This is a genomic window from Streptomyces sp. NPDC091281, assembly GCF_044757425.1.
Taxonomy (GTDB): Bacteria; Actinomycetota; Actinomycetes; order Streptomycetales; family Streptomycetaceae; genus Streptomyces.
This window is the reverse complement of record NZ_JBIVUY010000005.1, coordinates 234026-255707: the sequence shown is the minus strand read 5'-3', so window position 1 is coordinate 255707 and position 21682 is coordinate 234026. Positions and strand designations below refer to the sequence as shown.

Annotated in this window: 21 protein-coding genes and 1 tRNA gene; 10 read left to right on the top strand and 12 right to left on the bottom strand. The window is 73.7% G+C overall.

The window, feature by feature from the left end; genetic code table 11:
• Positions 1-8 precede the first annotated feature (8 nt).
• The 3 genes from ACIQPQ_RS15745 to ACIQPQ_RS15735 all read left to right on the top strand — a co-directional run bounded on the left by ACIQPQ_RS15745 (position 9) and on the right by ACIQPQ_RS15735 (position 4066).
• Entirely contained in the window at positions 9-1214 is a 1206-nt protein-coding gene (locus tag ACIQPQ_RS15745; protein ID WP_401304017.1) for a sensor histidine kinase, read from the top strand.
• Positions 1211-1861, top strand: a complete 651-nt coding sequence (locus tag ACIQPQ_RS15740; RefSeq protein ID WP_401304015.1) for a response regulator — start codon at positions 1211-1213, stop codon at positions 1859-1861. Before ACIQPQ_RS15745 ends, ACIQPQ_RS15740 begins: the two co-directional genes overlap by 4 nt.
• 138 nt (positions 1862-1999) lie before the next feature.
• On the top strand, positions 2000-4066 hold the full coding sequence (locus ACIQPQ_RS15735) for a phosphocholine-specific phospholipase C (RefSeq protein WP_401304012.1): 2067 nt from the start codon (positions 2000-2002) through the stop codon (positions 4064-4066).
• Between the two features lie 61 nt (positions 4067-4127).
• Here ACIQPQ_RS15735 and ACIQPQ_RS15730 read toward each other — a convergent pair whose 3' ends face one another.
• Complete coding sequence (locus ACIQPQ_RS15730; protein ID WP_401304010.1) at positions 4128-5087, bottom strand: LacI family DNA-binding transcriptional regulator; 960 nt, start codon at positions 5085-5087, stop codon at positions 4128-4130.
• A 144-nt stretch (positions 5088-5231) separates the two neighbouring features.
• On the opposite strand from ACIQPQ_RS15730, the gene ACIQPQ_RS15725 reads away from it, so the two are divergent.
• The 4 genes from ACIQPQ_RS15725 to ACIQPQ_RS15710 all read left to right on the top strand — a co-directional run bounded on the left by ACIQPQ_RS15725 (position 5232) and on the right by ACIQPQ_RS15710 (position 10007).
• Complete coding sequence (locus ACIQPQ_RS15725) at positions 5232-7127, top strand: amidohydrolase (protein WP_401304007.1); 1896 nt, start codon at positions 5232-5234, stop codon at positions 7125-7127.
• A 182-nt stretch (positions 7128-7309) separates the two neighbouring features.
• A complete protein-coding gene (locus ACIQPQ_RS15720; protein WP_383782087.1) occupies positions 7310-7480 on the top strand; it encodes a DUF5670 family protein in 171 nt (56 codons plus the stop codon).
• Between the two features lie 265 nt (positions 7481-7745).
• Entirely contained in the window at positions 7746-7880 is a 135-nt protein-coding gene (locus ACIQPQ_RS15715; RefSeq protein ID WP_401304004.1) for a hypothetical protein, read from the top strand.
• A gap of 261 nt (positions 7881-8141) precedes the next feature.
• A complete protein-coding gene (locus ACIQPQ_RS15710) occupies positions 8142-10007 on the top strand; it encodes an ABC transporter ATP-binding protein (RefSeq protein ID WP_401304001.1) in 1866 nt (621 codons plus the stop codon).
• A gap of 37 nt (positions 10008-10044) precedes the next feature.
• On the opposite strand, the gene ACIQPQ_RS15705 is transcribed toward ACIQPQ_RS15710, so the two are convergent.
• The 4 genes from ACIQPQ_RS15705 to ACIQPQ_RS15690 form a co-directional block, all read right to left on the bottom strand.
• The gene (locus ACIQPQ_RS15705; protein ID WP_383767170.1) at positions 10045-10431 is read right to left on the bottom strand and encodes a (2Fe-2S) ferredoxin domain-containing protein; all 387 of its coding nucleotides are present in this window, start codon (positions 10429-10431) and stop codon (positions 10045-10047) included.
• Between the two features lie 137 nt (positions 10432-10568).
• Complete coding sequence (locus ACIQPQ_RS15700; protein WP_383766531.1) at positions 10569-11108, bottom strand: NUDIX hydrolase family protein; 540 nt, start codon at positions 11106-11108, stop codon at positions 10569-10571.
• 15 nt (positions 11109-11123) lie between these two features.
• Complete coding sequence (locus ACIQPQ_RS15695; protein ID WP_401303998.1) at positions 11124-12272, bottom strand: amidohydrolase family protein; 1149 nt, start codon at positions 12270-12272, stop codon at positions 11124-11126.
• A 1-nt stretch (position 12273) separates the two neighbouring features.
• A complete protein-coding gene (locus ACIQPQ_RS15690; RefSeq protein WP_401303995.1) occupies positions 12274-13674 on the bottom strand; it encodes a glutamine synthetase in 1401 nt (466 codons plus the stop codon).
• 203 nt (positions 13675-13877) lie between these two features.
• On the opposite strand from ACIQPQ_RS15690, the gene ACIQPQ_RS15685 reads away from it, so the two are divergent.
• Positions 13878-14759: a Cof-type HAD-IIB family hydrolase gene (locus tag ACIQPQ_RS15685; RefSeq protein WP_401303992.1), complete on the top strand. Its 882-nt coding sequence runs from the start codon at positions 13878-13880 to the stop codon at positions 14757-14759.
• Between the two features lie 71 nt (positions 14760-14830).
• Here the strand turns inward: ACIQPQ_RS15685 and ACIQPQ_RS15680 are convergent, their stop codons facing one another.
• Together ACIQPQ_RS15680 and ACIQPQ_RS15675 are read right to left on the bottom strand one after the other, a co-directional pair.
• Complete coding sequence (locus tag ACIQPQ_RS15680) at positions 14831-15178, bottom strand: DUF3140 domain-containing protein (RefSeq protein ID WP_401303990.1); 348 nt, start codon at positions 15176-15178, stop codon at positions 14831-14833.
• Between the two features lie 23 nt (positions 15179-15201).
• Positions 15202-15684, bottom strand: coding sequence for a Dps family protein (locus ACIQPQ_RS15675; RefSeq protein WP_401303987.1), 483 nt, complete (start codon positions 15682-15684; stop codon positions 15202-15204).
• 245 nt (positions 15685-15929) lie between these two features.
• On the opposite strand from ACIQPQ_RS15675, the gene ACIQPQ_RS15670 reads away from it, so the two are divergent.
• The gene (locus tag ACIQPQ_RS15670; protein WP_401303984.1) at positions 15930-16703 is read left to right on the top strand and encodes a sulfite exporter TauE/SafE family protein; all 774 of its coding nucleotides are present in this window, start codon (positions 15930-15932) and stop codon (positions 16701-16703) included.
• Positions 16704-16740: 37 nt separating this feature from the next.
• Here the strand turns inward: ACIQPQ_RS15670 and ACIQPQ_RS15665 are convergent, their stop codons facing one another.
• From ACIQPQ_RS15665 to ACIQPQ_RS15645, 5 genes are all read right to left on the bottom strand, one after another.
• The gene (locus ACIQPQ_RS15665) at positions 16741-17232 is read right to left on the bottom strand and encodes a PaaI family thioesterase (RefSeq protein WP_383766512.1); all 492 of its coding nucleotides are present in this window, start codon (positions 17230-17232) and stop codon (positions 16741-16743) included.
• Between the two features lie 193 nt (positions 17233-17425).
• Positions 17426-17869, bottom strand: coding sequence for a hypothetical protein (locus ACIQPQ_RS15660; RefSeq protein ID WP_401303981.1), 444 nt, complete (start codon positions 17867-17869; stop codon positions 17426-17428).
• Positions 17870-17901: 32 nt separating this feature from the next.
• Positions 17902-20010 (bottom strand): MDR family MFS transporter, encoded by a 2109-nt coding sequence (locus ACIQPQ_RS15655; RefSeq protein WP_401303979.1) that lies wholly within the window; start codon positions 20008-20010, stop codon positions 17902-17904.
• A 70-nt stretch (positions 20011-20080) separates the two neighbouring features.
• Complete coding sequence (cobF, locus tag ACIQPQ_RS15650) at positions 20081-20872, bottom strand: precorrin-6A synthase (deacetylating) (protein WP_401303976.1); 792 nt, start codon at positions 20870-20872, stop codon at positions 20081-20083.
• A gap of 89 nt (positions 20873-20961) precedes the next feature.
• The gene (locus ACIQPQ_RS15645) at positions 20962-21471 is read right to left on the bottom strand and encodes a DUF309 domain-containing protein (RefSeq protein ID WP_401303973.1); all 510 of its coding nucleotides are present in this window, start codon (positions 21469-21471) and stop codon (positions 20962-20964) included.
• A 99-nt stretch (positions 21472-21570) separates the two neighbouring features.
• Between ACIQPQ_RS15645 and ACIQPQ_RS15640 the strand changes: the two genes are divergently transcribed.
• Positions 21571-21644, top strand: a tRNA-Pro gene (locus ACIQPQ_RS15640).
• Positions 21645-21682: the final 38 nt, after the last annotated feature.

The following is a 21682-nucleotide window of genomic DNA, read 5'->3' as shown; positions in this document are numbered from 1 at the left end:
CTGCGGGAATGCACTCCGAGCTCTCCGGCCGCCGCTCGTCCTGGGTCCGTGCCGTGCTGGTCTGCCTCGGCGTCGCCGCCGTGGGCACCGTTCTCGTCCTGGCACTCGCCGCCGATCACCACACCGGTGTCTACGGGACTGCTCTCGCGCCGCAGGCACGGCTCTCGGCCGCGGCGCCGCTTCTGGGGGTACCGGCCTGGATGCTGCGCCGGACGCGAGGGGGGCCGTGGCTGTCGGCGGTGGCCGGGGGGATCGCGGGCGCCGTGTCCCTGGGGTGCAGTGCGTGGATGCACGTCGTGGCCGGACGCCAGGGATCGCCGGCCCATCGTGCCGACGCCTACACCCTGTTCGAGATCAGCGCGCTCATCGTGGTCCTGGTTCTTGCCGTCCGGTACGGTGCCGCCTGGCCGGCCGCGGTGGCGGCCGTCGTGCTGGGCACGGCGGTGATCGTGCGGCCGGTGGCCGTGGAGGTGAGCGAGAACAGCCTTCTCGTAGCGCTGTTCTGCACGTTCGCCGTGTGTGCCGCACTCGTCGCGGCGCTCGTGGCCCGGCTGATCGCCGTCGAACGACGGCGTCACACCGAGCAGGTGCGTCTCGAGCAGCGGCTCGCTTTCGCCCGGGACCTGCACGACTTCGTCGCCCACCATGTGACGGGCATCGTCGTACAGGCGCAGGGGGCCCAGGCGGTCGCGGCGTCGAGGCCGGAGACGATCGCATCGTCGCTCGGGCAGATCGAACGGACTGCGGTGGAGGCTCTCCGGGCCCTGCGGCACATGGTCAGCGGGCTTCGTACCGAGGCCGGGTTCCTGCCGGCGGGAGACGTGCAGCAACTGCGCGCACTCGTGGCGGATTTCGCCCTGCCCGGCGGTGGGCGGGCCGGGCTGGTCCAGGAGGGGCCTGTGGGCAGCCTGCCCGCGGCGGCCATGTCGGTGATACACCGGGTCGTCATGGAGTCGCTGACCAATGTGCGCAAGCACGCACCGGATTCCCGGAACGTGTCCGTGACGCTCCGTGTCGTTTCGGGGACCGCCGAACTCGACATCGTCAACGACCGGCCCGGTCCGGGCGGGGACACGGCAGGGTACGGTCTCGTCGGCCTCGAAGAACGCGTCACAGCCGAGGGCGGCACCTTCCGCACGGGCCCTGACGACCAGGGACGGTGGCGGGTGAGTGCCCGCATTCCCTTCGGCGGTGTGTGGAGGGACCTTCCGTGATCCGGGTGCTTCTCGCCGACGACCAGGAGATCGTCCGCACCGGCCTGGCGATGATCCTCTCCGCCGAGAACGACATCGACGTCGTCGCCCACGCCCAGGACGGACTCCAAGCCCTGGAGATGACCGCGCTGCACCGGCCGGACGTCGTCCTCATGGACATCCGGATGCCGCGCCTGGACGGCCTGGACGCCCTGCGTCAGCTCACCCGGCCCTACGCCGCGCACCGGCCACAAGTCGTCATGGTGACCACGTTCGACGACGAGGAGTACCTGACCCGTGCGGTGGAGGCGGGTGCCTGCGGTTTCATCCTCAAGGACTCCGGGCCCCGCCTGCTCGCCGAAGCGGTGCGCGCGGCCGCGGCCGGCGACGCTATGGTCAGCCCATCGATCACCGTGCGGCTCTTGAAACGGCTCCGTACCTCCTCCTCCCGGCCCAAGCCCGCCACCCGGCTGTCCCCACGCGAGGAGGAGGTCGTCATGCTGCTGGCGGAGGGAATGACCAACGCCGAGATCGCCACCGCCCTGTCCATCACCGTGGGCACGGTCAAGACCCACCTCGCCAACGTCCAGACCAAGCTCACCGCCAGAAACCGCGTGGAGATCGCGGCTTGGGCATGGCGCACCGGGCTCACGGAACGCGGCACATGAGCCTGTGCCGTCGTTGACACCCCACGTGGTCCCTCAGCATCATGGACATGCCATACGTGACGGGTCATGTCTCCGAGGCGTCCCAGCGCTCTCCGTCGCGTGGCACGCCCCCGCTGCCGGACGCCAGGAGAAGCCGTCGTGCCGAACGTCGACCGCCGCAGATTCCTCCAGCTCGCCGGAGCAGGCGCAGCCGCGTCCGTCCTCACCGGCGGTATCGCCAAGGCCGCCGCCATCCCGGCCGCCGCCGGGACCGGCACCCTCCAGGACGTCGAGCACATCGTCGTGCTGATGCAGGAGAACCGCTCCTTCGACCACTACTTCGGCGCCCTGCGCGGGGTTCGCGGCTTCGGCGACCCCCGTCCGACAACGTTGCCAAGCGGCAAGTCCGTGTTCCATCAGGCCGACTCCACCGGCCGCGAGACCCTGCCCTTCCGTCCGGACGCCGACAACCTGGGCATGCAGTTCATCCAGGACCTCGACCACAGCTGGTCCGGCACCCACGCGGCGTTCGACGGCGGTCACTACGACCGCTGGATACCCGCCAAGACCACCACGACGATGGCCTATCTGACCCGGCGGGACATCCCCTACCACTACGCGCTCGCCGACGCCTTCACGATCTGCGACGCGTACCACTGCTCGATGCTCTCCGCGACCGACCCCAACCGCTATTACATGTACACCGGTTGGGCGGGCAACGACGGCAGGGGCGGTGGCCCGGTCCTCGGCAACGAGGAAGCCGGATACGGCTGGACGACCCTGCCCGAGATTCTTGAGCGGGCGGGCATCTCCTGGAAGGTCTACCAGGACATCGGCACCGGCCTGAACGCCGCCGGCTCCTGGGGCTACACCCGCAGCGACCCCTTCATCGGCAACTACGGCGACAACTCCCTGCTGTACTTCACGCAGTACCGGAACGCGACGGCCGGCAGCCCGCTGTACGACCGGGCCCGCACCGGAACCGAGGCCCGCCGCGGCGAGGGCTACTTCGACCGGCTCAGATCGGACGTGCTGACCGGGAAACTGCCGCAGGTGTCCTGGATAGCGGCGCCCGAGGCGTTCTGCGAGCATCCCAACTGGCCTGCCAACTACGGCGCCTGGTACGTCTCGCAGGTGCTGGACGCCCTCACGGCAGACCCCGCCGTGTGGAGCCGCACCGCCCTCCTGCTCACCTACGACGAGAACGACGGCTTCTTCGACCACGTCGTGCCGCCCTTCCCGCCCGCCTCGGCCGCGCGCGGCCTGTCCACCGCGGACGTCACCAGGGACCTGTACATCGGCAACGTCCCCGGCTACGCGGCCGGGCCGTACGGGCTCGGGCCGCGCGTGCCCATGCTGGTGATCTCCCCGTGGTCCACCGGAGGCTGGGTCTGCTCACAGACCTTCGATCACACGTCGATCGTGCAGTTCATCGAGAAGCGATTCGGTGTGCACGTCCCTCATGTGACGCCCTGGCGGCGGGCCGTCTGCGGCGACCTCACCTCGGCCTTCGACTTCACCCGCGCCGACGCCACCGCGCCCGCGCTGCCCGGCACCGGCGCCTTTCGGCCGCCCCACCACGACAATCCCGGAAGTTACGTTCCCGCCCCGCCCGCGACCGGTGCCGTACCCAAGCAGGAGCGTGGCCTGCGCAACGCCCGTGCTCTCCCGTACGACCTCGCCGTGGACTCCGCCGCGGTCGACGGCCGCATGAGGTTCTCGTTCAGCAGCTTCGGCAGGGCGGGCGCCGCCTTCCTCGTCACCGCCGCGCACCGCTCCGACGGCCCCTGGCCGTACACCGTGGAGGCAGGAAAGGCACTGTCCGACACCTGGGGAATGCCTGCCGCGTCCGTCCGCTACGACTTCTCCGTCCACGGTCCCCACGGCTTTCTGCGTCGCATGGCCGGCACCACCGGTCAGGTCGGCCCCGAGGTGGTCGCCCGGCACACACCCGCCACCGCCCAGGTCACGCTGACGTTCAGCAACCCGGGTTCGGCGCCCTTCACCTTCGAGGCCACCGACGCCTACGCGCCCGACGACCACTACACCTATACCGTGCAGCCGGGTTCGTCGCGCACCGTGCCCGCCTGGGGTGTCCCGGCCGGCAACCACTGGTACGACATCACGGTCACCTCGCCCACCGACCGCAACTACGTCCGCCGTCTGGCCGCGCACGTGGAGAACGGAGCGGCGAGCACCAACGATCCGGCCACCCGCACCATCTGACGGCACGTCAGCCATGAGGTCTCAGGACGAGCCCCGAGTGACGTCCCGTCCGCGGCGACCGTCACCCGCGGCCCGACGGATGCAGCCGGGTGGGCAGCAGCCGCGCCGGGCGGGCCGTGCGGGGGTCCTCGACGAGGGCGGTCAGCGCGTCGATCGCGGCCCGGCCGAGCCGGTCCGGCGTGAGGGTGACCCGGGTGACGGTGGGAGGAAGCGGTACGGGGCCGGGGCCGGTGCTGAGGCAGGAGAGCAGCAGGCGGTCCGGGACCGGGACGCCGACGCGTCGGGCGGAGGCCACCAAGCGGTGACCGCAGGCGTCGCACAGGCCGTGCACCGCGTCCGGGCGTGACGGCGGGGCGAGCAGGGAGTCCAGCAGCCGGCCCTCGGGGTCGCGGGCGTCCATGCGGAGGACGCGCGGCTCCACGCGCCGGTCCGCGCACCAGGCCCGGTAGGTCTCCCGGCAGAGGCGGGTGTAGGAATCGCCCCTGGGGCAGCCGCCCAGCGCGACGCTGCGGGCGCCGCGGGCGGCCAGGTGATCCAGTGCCGACCGGGTGGCGGCGGCGTAGTCGTTGTCGACCCAGCTCTCGCCGCGGTGCTGCTCGGCAGGCCGCCCGTCGAAGACCAGCGGGAGACCGCGGGTGCGCAGGACGCCGACGGCCGGATTCCGTCCGGACGCGTCCAGGAAGAGCGCCCCCGCCACGGGCAGGGTCCGCCAGTGCGCGGCGGCGGCGTCGGCGGGCATGACGAAGAGGGCGTAACCGCGGCGGTGGGCGGCCTCGGTGGCCGCGGCGGCGAGCCGGGAGAAGTAGGCGGCGGCACCGGTATGTCCGACGGCCGAGCCGGCCGCGGCCACGGCCAGCGCCGGGGCGGCGGCGAGGCTGCCGTAGCCGAGGTCCGCCGCGACCGCGCGCACCCGGGAGCGGGTCGCGGCGCTGAGCCGGCCGGTGCCGTTGAGAGCGTTCGAGACAGTCGCGGTGGACACCTCGGCGGCGCGGGCCACATCGGCGATGGTCACTCTGGACATCCCCGTATCGTACGGAATTCGTCGTTTTCTGGACAGTGGACGGACGATATCGATCGTATCCGTGTCTGGTGGTTATGGATTTAATCGCTCAGGGTGTGCCGTACTTCGCCATTCGTGATGCCCTCACCACCGGGAGACGTACCCATGAGTTCCGACCTCTCACGACGCGGCCTTCTGGCGGCGGCCGGTGCCGGTGCCGCCGTGACCGCACTGCCCGGACCGCGGGCCGCCGCCGCATCCGACGCCGGGTCCCGCACCGGGCGCCGCTCGGCCGCGCTGATCATCCACAACGCCCGCGTCTTCACCGGCCTGCCCGGCGCCCGGATCCAGGAGGCCGTCGCCGTCGGCCGCGACGGGACCCTCCTCGCCGTGGGGCGCTCCGCCGACGTACGGCGCCTGCTGGGCCGGGACACCGACGTCGTCGACGCCCGCGGGCACACGGTGATGAGCGGCCTCGTCGACGGGCACACCCACCCGCTGGGCGCCGCCTCCCGTTCGCTGCAGAAGAGCCTGGACGACGAGAAGTTCACGGTCCCGCAGCTCCAGGCGGCGCTGAAGAAGATGCTGGAGGACACCGCGTCGGCGGAGCCGGACGGCTGGCTCACCGTCGAGGGCTGGAACTTCGCGGGACTGCTGCCCGCCGGGACCGCGCCGCACCACAGCATGCTGGACGCGCTGCCGACCCGCCGGCCCGTGCACCTCCAGGCCAGTGACGGGCACAACTCCTGGGTCAACCGGCGCGCCCTCGAACTGGCCGGGATCACCGCGAGCACCCCCGACCCGACCGGCGGCAGGATCGTGCGCGGGGCCGACGGCTCGGCCACCGGCCTGCTCAAGGACCGGGCCCAGGACCTCGTCCGCCCGCTGATCCCCGGCCCCGACCGGGACGCGCTGCTGAAGGCGAGCGAACGGGCGCTGGCACAGGCCGCCGCGGCCGGCATCACCACCTACCTCGACGCCTCGGTCAGCACCTCCCAGCTGGAGACCTACGCGGCGCTCGCGGGGCGCGGCACACTGCTCCAACGGGTCGCCCCCGCACTGCGGCTGAGCCTGGACCAGGTCAAGGACCCACGGGGCGCCCTCGCCCACCTGCGGACCCTGCGGAAGACCTACGGCGAGGTGCGGGGGCTGTGCTTCGGCACCGCCAAGGTCTACCTGGACGGCGTCATCGAGTACCCGGCGCAGACGGCGGCGCTGCTCTCGCCCTACCTCGACAGGAACGGCAGGCCGACCAAGGACCACGGCGACCTGTACGCGACGTCGGCGCAGTACGGCCGGCTCGCCACGCTGCTCGACCGGGCCGGCTGGCAGCTGCACGCCCACGCCATCGGCGACCGGGCGGTGCGCACGGCCCTCGACGGCTACGAGGCCGCCCGGCGCGCCAACGGACGGCGCGGCAACCGCCACACGATCGCCCACCTGGAACTGGTCGACCCTTCCGACTACCGCAGGTTCGCCTCCCTGGGGGTGATCGCCTGCATGCAGCTCCAGTGGGCCATGCGCGACGAGTGGACGATGGGCTCCCTGCTGCCCTACATCGGCGAGAGGCGCCACCGCCGCCTCTACCCCGCCGGGAGCCTGCGGCGGCACGGGGCGACACTGTCGGGCGGGTCGGACTGGCCGGTCGACCCGTTGCAGTCCTGGAACCAGATCCGCACCGCCGTCGACCGGGAGGGCGCCTTCGCCGAGGAAGGGGCCCTGTACCCGGAGACGGAATCCCTCAGCCGCACCGCCGCGCTGCGGATGCACACCGCCGGGTCCGCCTACCAGCTCCGGATGGAGCGCGTCATCGGCACCCTGACCGAGGGGCGGGCGGCCGACCTGGTCCTGCTGGACCGGGACGTCACCCGGATACCGGTGCGGGAGATCAGCGACACCGAGGTGCGGCTGACGCTGGTCGGCGGGCGCGTGGTGCACGAGGCGTCGTCCTCCGCCGCGCCCCGGCTGGCGAGGTCCGCGGCGACGGCGCGTCCCGCCCGGATCGCGGGCGTGCACGGCCGCCACGACGCGTGCGGCTGCGGGCAGCACGGCAAGGGGTGAGCAGCCGGAGCCGGAGCCGGGGGGAGTGGGGGAGGGGGGCGGCGGCGGAGCATGTCGGCGGACCCCCGGGGAAGAGGGCGGAGGGGCGTTCGCATGTGCCCCGTCCGCCGAGAAAATAACTCATATTTTGTGCGCTTGTAGGACCGATGTAAGGGCATCTGCTGGTCAGGAGGTCGACAACAATGGTTCCCTTGCTTCTGGTTCTTCTTCTGGCTCTGGTCCTGTTCGGCGCGGGCTTCGCCCTCAAGGCGCTGTGGTGGATCGCGGTGATCGTGCTGGTCCTGTGGGTGCTGGGCTTCGTGGTCCGTTCCGCAGACGGCTCGGGCCGTAAGGGGCGCTGGTACCGCTGGTAGAGGCGGCAGCCCGTACATGAGGCGCACCACGCAGGACGCGAGGGGGCCCGGCCGGACACGGCCGGGCCCCCTCGCGTTCCGTGCGGGGGGCTCCGGCCTCGCGCGACCGGTCGGGAGGGAACGGGCTTATCGGACGCTCCGCCGGGTAGCCGAGTCATGCACCGGCCCCGCGGACCCGCAGTGGAACCCTGCACCTCCTGTCCTGCGGGGCCGCTGCGCGTCCCGGTCACCTGCCGCCGACGGGATCAGGGCAGGCGGGAACGGTGTGGGTGCCCGGTACCTGCTGCTGGTGGTGCCCGGGGTGGGCGCCGCGCTGGCCCTGACACGCTCCCTCCACCTGGACCTGCCCGCCGCGGTGATCGCCGTCCTCCCGTTCCTGGCCCGGAGGGCCGCCCGGTGAACCCGAGCCGACCGCTCCCAGGGCGGCGATGGCCGCCGGTCGCAGGCCGTTCTTCCTCACCGGGAAGGATGGCCTTCTTCATGCCCGCGGCCACCGGAGCCACCCGTGTCGCCCACCCCACGGGCGCCCGAGGTGAAGTGGGGGCGCACGGAGGCATCCCGCGCTCCTGGCCGGTAATCCCTTGGACCGCGCGCCCACCGTCGCGGCAGACTGCCAGAGCCGGCGGGGGGCCGGCCACCGGACGACCGTACGGGGTGGGGGATGGGAGCGTCGGAGGAACGCGGCGGCGCGCCGCGCAAGGGAGCGGTGCTGCTCGCGCTGCGGTACTACGCACGGGAGGTGCGCCGCCTGCGGTGGCTGGCGCTCCCCGCGATGCTGCTGCCCGCCCTGGGCAACATCGGCATCGCCTACGTCGCCCCGCTCATCGTGGCCCGCCTCGTCGGCCGCATCGCCGACGGCCGCGCCCCCGACCTCGGCGACGCCCTGCCGTACGTCCTCGGCTTCGCCGGGGTGCTGCTGTGCGCCGAGGCGCTGTGGCGGCTGGGCCTGCACTGCCTGAACCGGCTCGACGCCCTCGGCATCGAGCACCTGTACGTGATCGGCATGGACGAGCTGTTCGCCAAGGACGCCGCGTTCTTCCACGACAACTTCGCCGGATCGCTCACCAAACGGGTCCTCAGCTTCGCCTCCCGCTTCGAGGAGGTCGTCGACACGACGACCTTCCAGATCGTCGGCAGCCTGGTGCCCCTGCTCTTCGGCTCCGTGGTCCTGTGGCGCTACGAACCCCTCCTCGTCGTCGGCCTGCTGCTGATGCTCGCCCTCACCGCGCTGTGCGTGGTCCCGCTGATCCGCCGCCGCCAGGCCCTCGTCGACCGGCGGGAGGAGGCCATCGCCCGGGTCTCCGGCCATGTCGCGGACAGCCTGATGAACATGGACACCGTCCGCGCCTTCGCCGCCGAGGACCGTGAGGCCGCCGAGCACCGCTCCCGCGTCGCCGCCTCCCGCCGCCTCACCCTCAAGTCCTGGGACTACGGCAACCTCCGCATCGACACCCTCGTCGCGCCGCTGTCCGTCCTGACCAACGCGCTCGGACTGCTCCTCGCGGTGACCCTCGCCGGGGGCGGCCACGGCGTCGAGGCGGTCGTCGTCGCCTTCACCTACTACGGCAACGCCACCCGCATCATGTTCGAGTTCAACCAGATCTACCGGCGGCTGGAGTCCTCCATGACGGAGGCCGCCCAGTTCACGGAACTCCTCGCGTCACCGCCCACCGTCCTCGACCCGCCGTCCCCGGAACCGCTGCGGCCCGTGAAGTCGGCCGACGTCCGCTTCGAACGGGTCGTCTTCACCCACGGCGGCGCCGAACCGCTCTTCCGCGGCCTCGACCTCGACGTCCCGGGCGGCGCCAGGATCGGCCTCGTCGGGCGCTCCGGCGGCGGCAAGACCACCCTGACCCGGCTGCTGCTGCGGATGACGGACATCGACGGCGGCCGCATCCTCGTCGGCGGCCAGGACATCAGCCGCCTCCGCCAGGCCGACCTGCGCGGCCTCATCGGCTACGTCCCGCAGGACCCGGCCATGTTCCACCGCACCCTCCGCGACAACATCGCCTTCGCCCGGCCCGGCGCCACCGAGACCGAGATCCACCGCGCCGCCGACGCGGCCCACGTCACCGAGTTCGCCGACCTGCTGCCCGACGGCTTCGACACCATGGTCGGCGAGCGCGGCATCAAGCTCTCCGGCGGGCAGCGCCAGCGGGTCGCGCTCGCCCGCGCCGTCCTGCGCGACGCGCCGATCCTCCTCCTCGACGAGGCGACCAGCGCCCTCGACTCCGAGAGCGAACTCCTCGTCCAGGAAGCCCTGTGGCGGCTCATGGAGGGCCGCACCGCGCTGGTCGTCGCCCACCGGCTGAGCACGGTCGCCGGGATGGACCGCCTCGTCGTCCTGGACCGGGGCCGCATCGTCGAACAGGGCACCCACCAGGAACTCCTCACGGCGGACGGCACCTACGCCCGCCTGTGGCAGCACCAGTCGGGCGGCTTCCTCGACGACGGCGCCCCGCCCGATCCCGAACGGCCCGGCGCCGAACGGCCCGACGACGTCGCACCGGCCGCCGGGCTCGGCTGACCCCGCCCGGCCGCCGGACCCCCTGCGGGCGTCCGGGTCAGCGGCCCCGCCGGGCCGGGCGCGGCGGGGCGACGAACTGTAGCTCCAGCGCGGGCGGCGGCGCGGCCACCCCCGGACCGCCCGCCGCGGCCCAGGACAGCACCTCCTCGGTGCAGTCCTCGTCCATCGCGAACCCCACCCAGGTGGCCTTCCCGCCCGCCCGCCGCCCGGCCGCCGAGGGCTGGACGACGAGGACGTTCGCCTGGTCGCAGGGGCCCAGGCAGTCCGTCGTACGGACCTGGAAGGCGCCCGCCGACGCGGCGGCGCCCGCGCGCAGCCGGGCCAGCTGCCAGGCGTGGTCGAAACCGGGGTGCTTGCGGGCGTCGCCGCAGCAGCAGCCCCGGCAGACCACGACCGTGCACGGCCGGGACGCGGCGACCCCGATCCGTGCCGTACGCGGACCCGGCAGCGACGCACCGGGCGGCGACGTACCGGCCTGCGACGTCCCGGGCAGGGCGGAGCCCGGCCGCGACGCACCCGCCACGGCGGGGCCCGGCCGGGAGGGACCCGGTGCCACCCCGGTCAGGAGGCCGAGAGGCCGACGTGGGCCAGCGCCTGCCGCAGCAGGAAGCCGTGCCCGCCCGGCATCTCGCTCTGCACCGCGAGCGACGCCGCCTCCTGCGGGTCGAACCACACCAGGTCCAGCGCGTCCTGGCGGGGCCGGCAGTCACCGGTCACCGGCACGATGTACGCCAGCGACACCGCGTGCTGCCGCGGGTCGTGGTACGGCGTGACGCCCTGGGTCGGGAAGTACTCCGCCACCGTGAACGGCTGGAGCGAGGTCGGCACCCGCGGCAGCGCCACCGGGCCGAGGTCCTTCTCCAGGTGCCGCAGCAGCGCGTCACGGACCCGTTCGTGGTGCAGGACCCGGCCCGACACCAGGGTCCGGCTGACGTTGCCGTCCGGTCCGATGCGCAGCAGCAGGCCGATGCGGGTCACTTCGCCGCTGTCGTCGACGCGCACGGGCACGGCCTCGACGTACAGGATCGGCATGCGTTCGCGGGCGGATTCGAGTTCGTCCTGGCTCAGCCAGCCGGGCGTGGTCTCGGTCAGGTCAGACATTGCTTGATCATACTTTCAGTGTCCGTCGGGAAGCCGGTAGACCCGGTGGGCGTTGTCCGCCCCGGCCCAGCGCGCCAGCCGCAGCGCGTCGGACAGGGCGAGTTCGTCGGCGTCCACCCGGTCCTGGAGAAGATCCCCCAGTCCCCGGCGGAACGCCAGTGCGCCGAGCGTGTAGAACTCGGCGACACCGTAGGCGTCGGAGCTGTACAGCAGCTTGCGGAAGGGTGTGATCTCCAGCGCCTCCTCCAGGACCGCCCGCGCGCGTACCGGCCCGACGTGGTGCAGGGTCAGCCCCACGTCGAGATGCACCTGCTCGAACACGGCCGCCAGGTAGGCGGCCTGCCGCTGGTAGGGCCAGCAGTGCAGGAGCAGCACCGGGATCGTGCCCGCGATCCGGTGCAGCCAGTCCGTGAGGAGCGACGGATCGGCGCGGTGCAGCCGGAGGTCGGCGTCGCCGAAGCCGGTGTGCAGCTGGAGCGGCAGCCCGAGGTCGACGGCCGTCCACAGCAGATGCCGTACGAGGACCGGCTCGTCCAGCCGTCCGCCGCGGGCCAGCCAGCGGCGGGCGGCCCGGACCACCTCGGCGTCCGTGGGGCGGGCCGGGTCCAGGTCGAAGCCGGTGCGGTAGGCGGCCACCGACTTCACGCCGACCACGCCCGGCGCGCGCACCGCGTCCAGCGCCGCCGCCCGGAAGGCGTCCCCGTACCCGCCCGCGTCGACGCCCCGCGCGGCCACCGCCTCGGCGACACCCTCCAGCCGCACCACCTCGTACGCTCGCGCGCCCGCCGTCCCGGCCAGCGCGGCGGGCGGGGTGAGCCGCTCCGCCCCGAACCCGGTGTCCACGCACAGCACGCCCGTCCGGGAGGCCGTCAGGAAGCGCCGGTTGACCTCCTCGGGTCCCAGCTCGGCCCGCCGGGCCAGGTAGTCGGCGGGCGGCGCGTGCCGCTCCAGGCCGAGCAGGGGCGCGCAGTGGCGCCGGACGGCCACACCCGCCGGGGTGTCGAAGGGGGAGACGTCCGGCCAGCGGTCGCCCTCGGTGAGCAGCGCCTCGAACTCCGCGGCGGGCAAAGGTCCTTCGGCCACGCCGTGGCAGTGGTGGTCGACCAGCTCCAGCGCGCCCAGCGCCTCGTGCACGGGCCCCTCGGCCCGCCCGGTGCCGGGCACCTCAGTACACCCACCGGTAGGCCGCCGCGATCCGTTCGTCGTCCAGCCCGGCGACGCCCTCGATCTCCCCGCGCCGTACGGCGGTCACCGCGTCGGCGAGGACCGGACCGAGCGCCGCCCGCAGCACCTCGTCGGCCGTGAACTCCGTCACTGCGTCCGCCAGCGACTCCGGCAGCCGTCGCACGCCCCGCGCCGCCGCCGTCGCGGGGTCCAGCGCGGCGGGGTCGCCGCGGGTCTCCTCGGGCAGCCGCGCGCCGGACGCGACACCGTCGAGGCCCGCCGCGATCAGGGAGCCGAGGGCGAGGTACGGGTTGGCGGCCAGGTCGACGGGTTTCACCTCCAGGTTGGCGCCCTCGGTCCGGCGGCCCGCCGTGCCGCGCACCAGCCGCAGCGCGGCCTCACGGGTCTCCAGCCCCCAGGCGGTGAACACGCCCGCCCACTGCGAGGGTCGCAACCGCAGCCGGCTCGCCGGGCTCGGCGCGGTGACCGCCGTGAGGGCGGGCAGCCGGGCCAGCACCCCGGCGGTGAAGGCCTCAGCGTCGCCCGTCATGCCGTACGGGCCGTCGCCGCCGGTGTGCAGGTTGGCGCCGTCGCGCCAGGCGGAGAGGTGGACGTGCCCGCCGTTGCCGACACCCCGGGCGACGACGGCGGGGGAGAACGACACCCGCAGCCCGTGCCGCCGGGCCACCGCGCGGATCGTCTGCCGCACCAGCACGCTGACGTCGGCGGCCCCCACCGGGTCCAGCGCGGCGGTGGAGATCTCGAACTGGCCCGGCGCGTACTCGGGGTGGACCTGCTCCACCCGCACCTCCTGCGCCGCGCAGGCCGCCAGCAGGTCGGCGGTGCAGGCGCTCAGCTCCACCTGCCGGATCGCGCCGTACGCCGGTCCCGCCGTCGCGGGGACGAACTCGCCGGGCGGCGCCGAGTCCAGGCCGAGCGACCACTCGATCTCGATGCCCGCCCGGAACGACAGCCCGCGCGCCCCGGCCGCGGCGACGGTGCGGCGCAGGAAGGTGCGGGAGCAGGCGGGGTGCGGTGCGCCGTCCTGGGTGATCCGGTCGACGGGCGCCCACGCCCAGCCCGGCTGCGCGGCCAGCACCACCAGCGCGTCCAGGTCGGGGTAGAGCCGCAGGTCGCCGTCCGGGGAGCCCAGGACGTCGGTGGTGACGATCCGGTCGTCGGCGAGGAAGGTGTCGAACACCGGGGACATCCCGACGCCCCAGGCCGCCGCGGACGCCAGCCCGGCCGTCGGCACCGTCTTGACGCGGGTGACGCCCGCGGTGTCGACGTACGCCAGCACCACCCCGTGCACCCCGCGCCCGGCCAGCTCCCCGCTGAGGGCGCGGGCCCGGTCGACCTCTCCGGGCCGGCCACCGGGGACGGGATCGGCGAGCGTGCTCATACGGCCTCCACGGCTGGGACGTGCGCGGCACGGCCCCCGGGCGGGTCCTCGCCGCCGGTGGACCGGCCGCCGTACGGTCGTCGGTCGGACGCCGGTCAGCGTGCCACGACGGCAGCGGCTCCGGCGGCCCCTCACGCCCGACGGCCCGCCCGCCGTCCCCCGGTAGGGTGACGATCCGGTCGTCCCCGTACAGGAAGCTGGACATGCCCTCCTCGCACGCCCCCCTCCCGGCCGCCCCCGAGGCGCCCGCCGCGCCCGCCGGGATACGCCTGATCGTCACCGACATGGACGGCACGCTCCTCGACGACGACAAGCGGCCCCCCGAGGGACTGCGCGAGGTCCTCGGCCTGCTGCGCGAGCGCGGGGTGCTGTTCAGCCCGGCGAGCGGCCGCCAGTACGCCACGCTCGCCCAGGAGTTCGCCGACGTCTGCGACGGCATGGTCTTCATCGCGGAGAACGGCACCTACGTCGTCCGCGACGGCCGCGAGCTCAGCTCCGACCCTCTCGACCGGGCCACCGTCGCCCGCCTGGTGGCGACCGTGCGGCGCCTCGCGGCCGACGGCGCCGACCTCGGTGCGGTGGTCTGCGGCAAGCGGTCCGCGTACGTCGAGCGCTCCGACCCCGCGTTCCTGGCCGAGGTCGCCCGCTACTACGTCCGCCACGAGGTCGTCCCGGACGCCACCGCCGTGGACGACGAGATCCTCAAGGTCGCCCTGTTCGACTTCGGGCCGGTCGAGGAGACCACGGCGCCCGCCCTCGCCCCGTTCGCCGCCACCCACCAGGTGGTGGTCTCCGGCGCGCACTGGGTCGACGTGATGAACCGCACCGCCAACAAGGGCGCCGCCCTGCGCCGCCTCCAGCGCGAGCTGGGCATCACCCCCGCCGAGACGCTGGTCTTCGGCGACTACCTCAACGACCTGGAGATGCTGGACGCCGCCGACTGGTCCTTCGCCATGGCCAACGCCCACCCCGAGGTGGTCCGCCGGGCCCGGCACCTGGCGCCCTCCAACAACGAGGACGGTGTGCTCCGCACGGTCGTCCGCCTGCTCGGACTGCCGGTGGCGCCGGCCCGCGCCGCGCGCTGAGCGCGGACACGGCGACGGCCCCGAGCACGGGGCTCAGGGCCGGGGGACGGGAGGCAGGAACGCCGGGGCCGTCAGGTCCGCAGCGGGTCGTGGCCGAGGGCCATCAGGCGGTGCCGCAGGCCGGTGTCCTCGTCGACGGGCGGGTGCCCGGCGTCGCGCCCCGCCCGGTCGGTCTCCTCCGTCACCGTGTCGACGACGCCGTACATCACACGGACGTCGTCGTCGGTGAGGTCGGCGCGGCGCTTCTGGAGGATCGCCAGCACGAGGTCGCCGGTCGCGCCACCCGCCTCGCGCGGCAGCGGCGCGGCCTCCTCGTCGGCCTCCCTCACCTGAAGCCAGGCGGCGAGTTCCTGCGAGGTCATGTTCACCACGCGGTGGAACTCCTCCCAGAGGGTGTCCCGTTCCAGGGCGTCGGTCATCGGATGCCGGTTCCCCTCGCCCGTCAGGCCTCGCGCGGCCAGTTCTCGGCCTCGAACATCCAGCGCTGCTTCTCCAGGTCGGCGGTGATGGAGATCAGCAGGTCCTGGGTGACCGGGTCGGCCGTCTCGGTGGCCTCGATCCGCTCGCGCAGCCGGGTGATGGCCGCGCCCAGCGTCTCCGCGATCACCCGGACGACGTCCTCGTCGCGCAGCCAGCCGTCCTTCGGCGACGGCAGCGTGAACGCCGTGGCGACCGTCTCCGGGCGGCCGTCCGGCGGCAGGCCCAGGGCGGCGGCCCGCTCGGCGACGGTGTCCGCGTAGCCGCGCGCCGAGGCGACGACCTCGTCGAGCTGGAGGTGGATCGAGCGGAACCGCGGTCCCACGATGTTCCAGTGGGCCTGCTTCCCGATCAGGGAGAGCCCCAGGAGGTCGACGAGCGTGCTCTGCAACGCTTCGAAGGTGACCTGACGGGCCGGTTCGGGCAGCGGGCTCTTCACGACAGTCATACCGAGGTTCTCCTTCTCACGTGGTCTGCGTGGCCCACACGCGGCCTCGGCGTCGCACCGGGCCGGGTGCTCCACGGAGCGCGGCGGCCCGCCCCGGACCGTGCCGGGGGCGGGGCCGTGCCACCGCTCCATGCAGCGCGGGTGCCCCGGCCCGAACGGCACAAACACCGCAGGCGGGGCGGCCGTGTCAGGGGGTGGACCCGGTCACCGGCGGACCGTTAGGTGTGCGTAGCATCGGTCCCCGCATGGACACGATGACGCTCTGGCACATATCCGGCTGGGAGTTCGCCGCCCTGGCCGCCGCCGCCCTGCTGGTCGGTTTCTCCAAGACCGCCGTCAGCGGCGCCAACACGGTCAGCCTGGCGGTCTTCGCCGCCGTGCTGCCCGCCCGCGCCTCGACCGGCGTGCTGCTGCCCATCCTCATCGCCGGGGACGTCCTCGCCGTCCTCACCTACCGGCGGCACGCCCACTGGCCCACCCTGGTGCGGCTGTTCCCCGCGGTGGCGGCCGGGGTCGTCGTGGGGACGGTGTTCCTCGCGTGGGCCGGTGACGGCGCGGTGCGGACCTCGATCGGCGCGATCCTGCTGCTGATGACGGCGGTCACGGTGTGGCGGCGCCGCGCGGCCGGTGCCTCCGACGGCCCCGACGCGGTCCTCACCCGCTCCGGACGCCTCAAGGCCCGCTCCTACGGCGTCCTCGGCGGCTTCACCACGATGGTCGCCAACGCGGGCGGCCCGGTCATGTCGATGTACCTGCTGTCGGCCGGGTTCCGCAAGCTCGGCTTCCTCGGCACCTCGGCGTTCTTCTTCCTGATCGTCAACGTGTCGAAGGTGCCGTTCAGCGTCGGCCTCGGCCTGATCGACGGGAACTCGCTCCTGCTGGACGCGGCGCTCGTCGCCTTCGTCGTCCCCGGGGCGGTGCTCGGCCGGTGGGCCGTGGAACGCATCAACCAGCGGCTGTTCGAGCAGATCGTGATCGTGGCGACGGTGGCGGGCGGGCTCTACCTCCTGCTGCCGTAGCGGCCCCCGCCCGCCTCTCGGGCGGGGCGCGTGGCGCTCAGCTCTCGACCGGCATGACCAGGCAGGTCGTCGTGGCGTGCGCGATGAGGCGGCCCCGCTCGTCCAGGACCCGGCCCTCGGCGGTCGCCGTGCGGCGGCCCGTGTGGATCACCGTGCCCTCGGCGGTCAGCCGCTGCCCCTCGGTACGGGCCGCCCGGATGTAGTTCACCTTCAGCTCCAGCGTGGTGTAGCTGGTCCCGGCGGGCAGGGTGGTGTGGATCGCGCAGCCCAGCGCCGAGTCGAGCAGCGTGGCCGCGATGCCGCCGTGGACCGTGCCCAGCGGGTTGGCGAAGTCCGGCCGGGTGTCGAGGGAGACGACCACACGGCCCTCCTCCACCTCGTCGAAGCGCATGCCGAGCAGGCTCAGGATCGACGGCACGTCGTCGAGCGCGCCCGCCTGCACCTGCCGTATGAGGTCCAGGCCGGAGGCCGCGGCGGGGCCGCTGGGGGAGGGGAAGGGGGACGGGGCGGGGAGGTCGGTCGTGGTCACGGCGGTTCCTTTCGGGGACCGGGGCACCGGGCGCCGGGCGCGCCGGGCGTGTCGCCCGCCGTGCCGCCCGGACCGCGCTGACCGTCCGGTCGGTCCGCCGTCCGACCCGACCGATTATGACGTATGGCATGGAGCAGGGTGGCGGCGACCCCGTCGACCCCGGCGACCGGGGACCCGGTGGCGCGGTTCCGGCTCAGCGGGCGGTGACCGAGGCGCGGAGGCGGTCGATCGCGCGCAGCACCTCCGCGCGGTGGCGGGCGCTCTTGATCCAGGCGGGCAGCCGGGCGACGTACGTCATCTTCCGGCCGTGCTCGTACCAGGGGGCCCGCTCGCGCAGGTCGGCGGCGACGAACCGCCGCAGCAGGTCGAGGTGTTCCAGGTTGTACGCCCAGATCTCACCGCGCCGGGTCCGGGTCTGCAACCACAGCTCGGGCCAGGGGCGGGGCGTGCGGCACAGGCCGCAGGAGCGGCACACCACCCGGTGCTCCGGGCGGGTCCGGCCCTGCGCGTCGGGTGCGCCCGTACGGCGTTCGAGGCGGGCGAGGCGCGCGCAGCGCGGGCAGCGGACCAGGACCGACGCGGTGAAGTCGTGCGCGTCGGCGCCGGGGTCGTGGAAGCGGACGGGCGCCGGGGACATGCCGTCCAGTATGGGCACCGGGCGGCGGGGGGTCACCCGGATTTCAGCGCGGGCGCGGGGGCCGGGGAGCGGGGGGCGAGCCGCCGGGGCAGGTCCGTGTCGAGGTCCTCGACCAGGAGCCGCTTCGCGATGGTGTCCACGACGGCCCGCAGCTCGTCGCCGGGCGGCCGGCCGATGTCCTGCTGCACCCGCGCCTCCAGCCAGCGGCCCCACGCCGTCGTGATGACGGCGGCCTCGCGGGCCCCGGCCTCGGTGTGCGACACCAGCGACCCGTGCCGGGTGAGGTAGCCCTCCTCGACCATCCGCTCGAACACGGGGAGCAGCACCTCGGGCGGCATGTGGCGGCGGCTCGCGATCAGACCGAGGCTCGCGTGGCCGACCATCCGCGTGTACAGCTCCACCTGCATCACCGCCCAGGCGCCCGCCGGGTCGAGCCGGGTGTCGGACTCGTCGACGATCCGGCGGGCGGTCGCCGGATCGGTCCCGCCGATGATGCGGGCGACGGCCGTCTCCAGCACGCGCCGGGAGTTGGCGTCGGCGGGCGAGCCGAAACCCTCGCCCATGTCGGTGGAGGTCATCCGGGCGCTGTCGCGCAGCTGCACCTGCTTGAGGAACAGGGCGACGACAAAGCCGAGGGCGGCCACCGGCACCGTCCACAGGAACACCGTGTGGATGGTGTCGGCGTACGCCTGGATGATCGGCCCGGCGGCCGTCGAGGGCAGGTCGTGCAGGCCGTCCGGACTGGTCGCGGCCCGGGTCACGGTCGCCGCGTCGACGTCCCCGGCGGCGGTCGCGGCGGCGACGCCGTCCCGCAGGTTCGGGGTGAGCGCGTTGGTGTAGATGGTGCCGAAGACGGCGGTGCCGAAGGAACTGCCCAGGGTGCGGAAGAACGTCACGCCGGAGGTGGCGGTGCCCAGGTCGGCGTAGTCCACGGTGTTCTGCACGGCGATCGTCAGCACCTGCATGCTCAGTCCGATGCCGGTGCCCAGCACGAACATGTACAGCGACTCCAGCCACACCCCGGTGCCGGGCCCCATCAGCGACATCAGGTACAGCCCGACGCCCATCACCAGCGAGCCGACGATCGGGAACAGCCGGTAGCGGCCCGTCTTGCTGACCACGTTGCCGCTGAAGATCGACGCGATCAGCAGCCCGATCACCAGCGGCAGCGTCCGTACGCCCGAGATCGTCGCCGAGTCGCCGTCGACGTACTGGAGATAGGTCGGCAGGTACGTCATCGCGCCGAGCATCGCGAAGCCGACGATGAAACTGAGGACCGAGCAGACCGTGAACACCGGGTTGGCGAACAGCCGCATCGGCAGCATCGGTTCCTTCGCCCGGGTCTCCACCCAGCAGAACCCGGCCAGCGCCACCGCGCCGCCCACGAACAGGCCGATGATGACGCCCGAGCCCCACGCGTACTCGTTGCCGCCCCAGCTCGTCGCCAGGATGAGGGCGCTCGCGCCGACCGCGACCAGCGCGATCCCGAGATAGTCGATGACCGGCCGGACCGCCGACTTCACGACGGGGATGGTGCGGGCGGCGGCGATCACGACGGCGATCGCGATGGGCACGTTGACGTAGAACGCCCACCGCCACGACAGATGGTCGGTGAACAGGCCGCCCAGCAGCGGCCCGATCACCGTGGCCACGCCGAACACCGCGCCGATCGCGCCCTGGTACTTGCCGCGCTCGCGCAGCGGGATGACGTCCGCGATCAGCGCCATCGCGGTCACCATCAGGCCGCCCGCGCCGATGCCCTGCATCGCCCGCCACGAGATCAGCAGCGACATGTTCGTCGCCAGACCGCACAGGAACGAACCGGTGATGAACACGATCGCCGACACCTGGAACACGACCTTGCGGCCGAACAGGTCACCGAACTTGCCCACCAGGACCGTCGCCACGGTCTCCGCGAGCAGGTACGAGGTCACCACCCACGACATGTGCTCGGCGCCGCCCAGGTCCGACACGATCGTCGGCAGCGCGGTGCCCACGATGGTCTGGTCCAGTGCCGCCAGCAGCATGCCCAGCACGATGGTGGCGAAGACGATGTTCCGGCGCCGGGGATCGAGCACCGGCGGCTGCGTGGCGGACGGTGCGGGCCCCGCGGACCCCGCCGCTTCCTGGGTGACGGTCACGGGGTCACGATCACACCGGGCCGCGGCCCCCGCACGCGGGGACCCGCCACCCGGGTGGAGCCGTACGCCCCTACGCCGTGCCCGGGTTGCGGCGCAGCAGGTACGTGTCCATGATCCAGCCCTTGCGCTCCCGCGCCTCGGCCCGCAGCCGCTCCACACGCGGCCCGGCCTCGGCGAGCGGGCCGGAGACGAGGATCTCGTCCGGGGTGCCGAGATAGGCCCCCCAGTACAGCTCCATGTCCGCCTCACCCCCGGCTGCCGCGTCGGCGTACCGGGTGAACGCCTGGTGCGCGTCGAGCATCACCACGACGTCGTCCACGCCCTCCGGGAACCCCTCGGCGAGCCGCCGCCCGGTGGTGATCTGCACCGCGCCCGCCACCCGGTTCAGCCCGATCCGGTGCCGCGCGGCGAGCGTCGAGACACTGCTGATGCCCGGCACGACGTCGTACGCGAACTCCACCGCCCCGCGCGCCAGCACCTCCTCCAGGATGGCGAGCGTGCTGTCGTACAGCGCTGGGTCGCCCCACACCAGGAACGCCCCGGTGCCGTCCTCGCCCAGCTCCTCGGCGATCAGCCGCTCGTAGATCCCGGCGCGGGCGCTGCGCCAGTCCCCGACGGCGGGCGCGTACCCCGCGCCGTCCGTCCGCCGGTCCCGCTCCGGGTCCCGCGCCTCCACCACGCGGTACGTCCCCGCCGGGACGTGCGTCTCCAGCAGCTGGTGCCGCAGGTCCGTGAGGTCGCTCTTCACCTGGCCCTTGTCCAGGACGAAGAACACGTCGGTGGCGCGCAGCGCCTTGACCGCCTGGAGGGTGAGCTGCTCGGGGTCGCCCGCGCCGATACCGATGACATGGATGGTTCGCACGGGCCGAGTCTGCCGTACGGGGGTGCGGCGCGGCGGAGCCGGGGTGCGCGACGGGCTCGCCGGGAGCCCGGTCCCGGCCGCACCGGGGGTCAGCTCAGGCGGGGCGCCCGGCGTGCCGGGTCCACCGGTCGGCCGTTCGCCTCGACCTCCCCGGCCAGCCCGAGCGCCCACCCCTCGACCGCCACGAGATCCATCCCGTACGGCCGCGGGCCGCCGCCGTCGCGCCGCCACTCCGCCAGCACCCCCGCACCGCGCCGCAGCAGCCGCACCCCGCCCGTCGGGTTCCCGCGGGCCGCGTGCGTGAGCCCCACCGCGAGCTGCGCCAGCCCGCGCCACAGGGCCCGCTCCGCCGCCGGACCCGACTTCCAGGCGTCCTCGAACACCTCGTGCGCGTGGAACGGCCGCCCCGCGTCCAGCAGCGCCTGCGCCTCCCCGACGCTCTCCTCCGGCGCCCGCACCACCCCCTCGGGCTGCCGCTCCACCCCGGCCGCCCCGTACGGCAGCGGCCGACCGAGCCCGTCCCGGGGCCGCGCGTTCCGCGCCCGCCCCTCTCCGTCCCGGTCCCGCGCCGCCCCGCCGTCGCCTCGTCCACTGTCCACGCCCCGATTGTCCCGCGGCGCCGTCGTTTTCGGCGGGGGGTCCGGTGTGGGGTAGGGTTCTGTTCGCGCGATCACACGGAGTTCCGTGTGCGGCGTGAACGGGACGTGGCGCAGCTTGGTAGCGCACTTGACTGGGGGTCAAGGGGTCGCAGGTTCAAATCCTGTCGTCCCGACTGGAGACAGTCGCAGGTCAGGGCCGGTATCGGAGAAA

Bases quoted from the DNA above. Each gene is read 5' to 3' on its own strand.
- ACIQPQ_RS15745 (WP_401304017.1), top strand. From the start codon at position 9: ATGCACTCCGAGCTCTCCGGCCGCCGCTCGTCCTGGGTCCGTGCCGTG.
- ACIQPQ_RS15730 (WP_401304010.1), bottom strand. From the start codon at position 5,087: ATGTCCAGAGTGACCATCGCCGATGTGGCCCGCGCCGCCGAGGTGTCC.
- ACIQPQ_RS15725 (WP_401304007.1), top strand. From the start codon at position 5,232: ATGAGTTCCGACCTCTCACGACGCGGCCTTCTGGCGGCGGCCGGTGCC.
- ACIQPQ_RS15720 (WP_383782087.1), top strand. From the start codon at position 7,310: ATGGTTCCCTTGCTTCTGGTTCTTCTTCTGGCTCTGGTCCTGTTCGGC.
- ACIQPQ_RS15710 (WP_401304001.1), top strand. From the start codon at position 8,142: ATGGGAGCGTCGGAGGAACGCGGCGGCGCGCCGCGCAAGGGAGCGGTG.
- ACIQPQ_RS15700 (WP_383766531.1), bottom strand. From the start codon at position 11,108: ATGTCTGACCTGACCGAGACCACGCCCGGCTGGCTGAGCCAGGACGAA.
- ACIQPQ_RS15690 (WP_401303995.1), bottom strand. From the start codon at position 13,674: ATGAGCACGCTCGCCGATCCCGTCCCCGGTGGCCGGCCCGGAGAGGTC.
- ACIQPQ_RS15685 (WP_401303992.1), top strand. From the start codon at position 13,878: ATGCCCTCCTCGCACGCCCCCCTCCCGGCCGCCCCCGAGGCGCCCGCC.
- ACIQPQ_RS15680 (WP_401303990.1), bottom strand. From the start codon at position 15,178: ATGACCGACGCCCTGGAACGGGACACCCTCTGGGAGGAGTTCCACCGC.
- ACIQPQ_RS15675 (WP_401303987.1), bottom strand. From the start codon at position 15,684: ATGACTGTCGTGAAGAGCCCGCTGCCCGAACCGGCCCGTCAGGTCACC.
- ACIQPQ_RS15670 (WP_401303984.1), top strand. From the start codon at position 15,930: ATGGACACGATGACGCTCTGGCACATATCCGGCTGGGAGTTCGCCGCC.
- ACIQPQ_RS15660 (WP_401303981.1), bottom strand. From the start codon at position 17,869: ATGTCCCCGGCGCCCGTCCGCTTCCACGACCCCGGCGCCGACGCGCAC.